Raw genomic sequence first — 1,777 nt, 5'->3', positions numbered from 1 at the left:
GCCGATCTCGGCGTCCTGCCAGCGGCCTCCGTCGACCTGCACCTGCACGGTCTTCACGCCGCCGTCGTTCTGGGCCCAGGCGACGCCGCCGATCAGGAGGTCGTCGCCGCCGACGGTGGTGAGCACTCGCGGGGTGTCGATGCGCGTGGAGGGCTTGATCGGGGTGATCGTGCCCCACCCCTTCTCGGTCCAGTACGCCTCCTGCTCGGCGTACGTCGTCAGGGTGAGCTTGGTGAGCCACTTGGTCGCGCTGATGAAGCCGTAGAGGCCGGGGATCACCATGCGCACCGGGAAGCCGTGCTCGCGCGGGAGCGGCTCGCCGTTCATGCCGACGACGATCAGGGCCTCGCGACCGTCGGTCGCCAGCTCGAGGGGGGTGCTGATCGTCATCCCGTCGAAGTCGGTGGAGAGGATCTGGTCGGCCTTCGATCCCACGCCGGCGCGGTCGAGGATGTCCTTGAGGGGCACGCCGAGCCAGCGGGCGCCGCCGACGAACTTGCCGCCGACGCTGTTGGACACGCAGGTCAGGGTGATGTCGCGCTCGACCATCGGCATCTCGAGCAGCTCGTCGAAGGTGATGGTCAGCTCGTTCTCGACGTCGCCGTCGACGGTGAGGGTCCAGCCCTCGGAGTCGACGACCGGCACGTCGAGGCGGGTGTCGACGCGGTAGAAGTCGGCGCGGCTGACCTGGAGCGGGGTTATCTCGGGGAACTCGGCCTCGAGGCCGGTGGGCAGGGCCGGTGCGGCCTCGCCGGGAGCGGGGGAAGGCAGCGCGATGTTCTCGGCGCGGGCGCGCACGTTGCCGATGAAGCGGCCGGCCGAACCGAGGACGAGCGCGGCTCCGGCGACGATGCCGGTGGTGATCAGCACCGTACGGCGGGAGGCGGAACTGCCGTGGCTGCGGTGAGCACCGCCGGCGGGACCGGCAGCGGCAGCTGAGTCCTCCCCATCAGCACCGTCAGCAGCATCAGCAGTGGCCCGGGGGTCGAGCGGCAGACCCTGGGCGGCGCGATGCATCCACCATAAGGAGCCAACGCCGGCCGCGGCGGTGAGGAGGGCGGGCACGATGTCGAAGGCCTCGAAGCCGGGGCGCGTCGCGACGGCGATGCCCGCGACGGTCACGAGGGCCACCACCAGCCCCGCGCCGAAGGCGAACCGGCGGCGGGTGAGGAGCCCGGCCACGGCGGCAAGAGCCAGCACCCCGGCGAAGACGGAGCCGATCAGGATCGGCTTGTCTGCGTTGCCGAACTGCGCGATGGCCCAGCTGGCGACGGGCTGGGGCGTCAGCGCGATGATGGCGGAACCCACGGCGAGCACCGGGGAGGAGTCCGGCTTCATCAACGAGGCGACGAGGTGCCCCACCGCCATCCCGAGCAGGGTCGCGAGCAGGCCGAACAGGGCATAGAGCTTGCGAGACGTCATGTAGAAGGTTCGTCACGGCGGCAGGTGTGGATGGGTGAGGCGCACCACTCGGGCGCCGGCGGGCCACCTGCTCGTGTGCCTGGGTGTGCCTGTGTGCGGCTGGGCGTGTTTGGTCAGGCGGTGAGGCGCTCGATCGCCGGCGCGATGGTCTGCTCGAAGAGCGCGTGGCGGTACTCGCGCGACAGCAGCGCCTCTGCGGCGAGCAGCAGGTCGTCGTCGGAGAGGTCGAGGTCGGGGTAGGTGCCGTCGACCGCGCGCAGGCGCAGGCCGCCGTCGCGGCGGGCCGCGACGTAGCGGGAGTCGAGGTAGTCGACGATCTCGGGGAAGATCTCGACCAGGCTCTCGGCGTGCCACA

General features: G+C 71.1%; 2 protein-coding genes. Both read right to left on the bottom strand.

Going from position 1 to position 1,777, the window contains the following annotated elements:
- The coding region (locus tag VOI19_RS19025) for a molybdopterin-dependent oxidoreductase (protein WP_323794498.1) at positions 1 to 1,422 on the bottom strand (1,422 nt) is incomplete at its 3' end.
- A gap of 113 nt (positions 1,423 to 1,535) precedes the next feature.
- The coding region (locus VOI19_RS19020) for a hypothetical protein (protein WP_323794497.1) at positions 1,536 to 1,777 on the bottom strand (242 nt) is incomplete at its 5' end.

The organism is Nocardioides sp., from assembly GCF_034670285.1.
In the GTDB taxonomy this organism is placed as follows: Bacteria; Actinomycetota; Actinomycetes; order Propionibacteriales; family Nocardioidaceae; genus Nocardioides.
Note: the sequence above shows the minus strand (reverse complement) of the source record. Positions and strands in the feature narration are given on the sequence as shown.